Annotated in this window: 2 protein-coding genes; both read left to right on the top strand. The window is 71.2% G+C overall.

Annotated elements, in window-relative coordinates; all coding sequences use genetic code 11:
• Window positions 1-1,286 (top strand): ABC transporter substrate-binding protein (locus DVA66_RS19415; protein WP_157974158.1); only part of this gene is annotated, 1,286 nt, incomplete at its 5' end.
• Window positions 1,287-1,288: 2 nt separating this feature from the next.
• The gene (locus DVA66_RS19410; protein ID WP_332872893.1) at window positions 1,289-2,266 is read left to right on the top strand and encodes a carbohydrate ABC transporter permease; all 978 of its coding nucleotides are present in this window, start codon (window positions 1,289-1,291) and stop codon (window positions 2,264-2,266) included.
• The last annotated feature ends 149 nt before the right edge of the window (window positions 2,267-2,415 follow it).

Here is a 2,415-nt window from a genome sequence, read left to right as displayed (position 1 = left end):
CGGCCGCGCTCGGTCTGGCCGGCTGCGGCGCGGGCTCGAGCGGTGTGCCGGGCGGCAACCAGGCGCCGGCACCCTCGGGCGATGGCGGCGCCGGCGGCTACGACGGCCCGCCGGTCACCCTGCAGTTCTGGAACGGCTTCACCGGTGGTGACGGGCCGATCATGAAGAAGCTCGTCGAGCAGTTCCAGACCGAGCACGAGAACATCTCGGTCACCATGAACACGATGCAGTGGGCCGACTACTACGCCAAGCTGCCCAGCGCGGTGACGGCGGGCAAGGGCCCTGAGATCGCCATCATGCACGTGGACTCGGTGGCCACCAACGCCGCCCGCCGGGTGATCCAGCCGCTGGACGACGTGGCCACCGCGCTCGGGCTGTCGGAGAGCGACTTCGCCCCGGTGCCGTGGCAGGCCGGGCTCTTCCGCGAGCAGCGCTACGCCATCCCGCTGGACGTCCACCCGCTCGGCTTCTTCTACAACAAGACGGTGATGGAGCAGGCCGGGCTCGACCCCGAGGCGCCGCCCACCGACGCCGAGTCCTACGGCACCGCGCTGGAGGCCCTGAAGAGCGCCGGCGTGCAGGGCCACTGGGCCACGCCGTTCCCCTTCACCGGCTCCCAGACCGTGCAGGCGCTGCTGTGGCAGCACGGCGGTGAGCTGTTCAGCCCCGACGCCACCGCCGTCACCTGGGCCGACCAGCCCGGCGTGGACGCCCTCACCTGGTACGTCGACCTCATCGCCGACGGCCACTCCCCGGCCAAGATCGCCCAGGACGCCGACGCGATCGCGCTGCAGAACGGCAAGACCGCCTTCAACTGGAACGGCATCTGGAACGTCAACACGCTCAAGGAGGTGGAGTCGCTGGAGTGGGGCGTCGCGCCGCTGCCCAACATCGGCGGCACCCCGGCGGCGTGGGCCGGCTCGCACCAGTTCGTGCTGCCGACGATGAAGACCCCCGACGAGAACAAGAGCCGGGCCGCGCGGGTGTTCCTCAACTGGATCAGCCAGCAGTCCCTGGAATGGGCCAAGGGCGGTCAGGTCCCGGCCCGCACCTCGGTGCGCGAGTCGGCGGAGTTCCAGGCCCTGCCCGAGCAGGCCGCGCTGGCCCAGCAGATCGACATCCTGCACTTCCTGCCCCCGGTGGCCGGGATCGGCGACGCGATGACCGAGTGGGACAAGGCCATCAACGAGGCCGTGCTCGGCACCAAGAGCCCGCAGGCGGCGCTGTCCGACGCCGCCGGGCGCGCCACCCAGGTGCTCGAGGCCAACGCGAAGAAGTACGGCTGAGCGTGAGCGCGACGACCGACGGGGCGCTGCGCCCGGTCCCCGGACGGGTGACCGGGCGCGGCGGCCCCCGCCGCGGCGGTGACGCGCTGCGCTTCGGCGGGGTGCACGGGTCGCGGGCGACCCCGTACGCCTTCCTGCTGCCCTACCTGGTGCTGTTCGTCACCTTCGTGGCGGTGCCGGCGGTGTACGGGCTGTGGATCAGCCTGCACGACTGGGACTTCCTGCTCGAGGGCAAGCCGTTCGTCGGGCTGGACAACTACACGGCCCTGTTCGACCCGGGCTCGGTGCAGTTCCAGCCGTTCTGGAACGGGATGCGCGCCACCGCCATCTTCACCGTGGCCAGCGTGCCGTTCCTCGTCGTCATCCCGCTGGGGCTGGCGGTGCTGCTGCACCGGCACTTCCCGGGCCGCACCTTCTTCCGGGCGGTGTTCTTCGCCCCGTACGTGCTCGGGGTGGCGGTCATCGGTCTGATGTGGCGCTACCTGCTCGACCCGTCCTTCGGCGCGGTCAACGGCCTGCTCGGCCTCCTCGGGCTGCCGTCGGACATCCCCTGGACGACGGGTCAGCCGTGGGCCTGGATCTCGCTGGTCGCGGTGACGGTGTGGTGGACGATCGGCTTCAACGCCGTCATCTACCTGGCCGGGCTCGGCGACATCGGAACGGAGCAGTACGAGGCGGCCTCCCTGGACGGGGCCTCGGCCTGGCAGCAGTTCCGCTACATCACGGTGCCGGGGCTGCGACCGGTGCTGCTCTTCGTCGTCACCATGACGGTGCTCGCCAGCGCGAACATGTTCGGCCAGAGCTACCTCATCACCCAGGGCGGGCCGGGTGACTCCACCCGCACCGCGATCATCGCCATCACCGAGCTGGGGCTCAGCCAGTACCGGATGGGCCAGGCCGCGGCGATGAGCTACCTGCTCGCGGTCTTCCTGGCCATCGTCTCGCTCATCAACTTCCGTCTGCTCAAGGAGCGGTCATGACGACGACCTCCCAGACCCGGGAGCAGGTGGCCGGCGCGCCCGGGACGCCCACCGCGACGCCGCCGCCCGCGGCCCGGCGCCGCAGCCGTCGCCCGCTGGCGGGCCAGGTGCTCTTCTGGGTGGTGATGGGGCTGCTCACGGTGGTCTTC

This window comes from Desertihabitans aurantiacus, from assembly GCF_003344635.1.
Classification (GTDB): domain Bacteria; phylum Actinomycetota; class Actinomycetes; order Propionibacteriales; family Propionibacteriaceae; genus Desertihabitans; species Desertihabitans aurantiacus.
Note: the sequence above shows the minus strand (reverse complement) of the source record. Positions and strands in the feature narration are given on the sequence as shown.